Annotated in this window: 1 protein-coding gene; it reads left to right on the plus strand. The window is 67.4% G+C overall.

The features are described 5' to 3' along the window. Positions 1 to 267 (plus strand): DODA-type extradiol aromatic ring-opening family dioxygenase (locus tag B3187_RS16130; protein WP_414673719.1); only part of this gene is annotated, 267 nt, incomplete at both ends.

Raw genomic sequence — 267 nt, forward strand, 5'->3', positions numbered from 1 at the left:
GCCCGACATTCTCTATATCTCCCACGGCGGCGGCCCACTACCGCTGCTGGGGGACCCGGCGCACAACGAGCTGGTGATACAACTGACCTCACTGGGTAAGCGCCTACGTCGGCCCTCGGCGATCATTGTGGTCAGTGCCCACTGGGAAGCGCCCGTCGCCGCCGTCACCAGCGGTGCCCAGCCGCCGCTGATTTACGACTACTCCGGCTTTCCGCCCGAGTCGTACGAGATTCAGTACCCCGCCCCCGGCGCGCCGGGACTGGCCAC

Source organism: Marinimicrobium sp. UBA4209 (genome assembly GCF_002381585.1).
In the GTDB taxonomy this organism is placed as follows: Bacteria; Pseudomonadota; Gammaproteobacteria; order Pseudomonadales; family Cellvibrionaceae; genus Marinimicrobium; species Marinimicrobium koreense.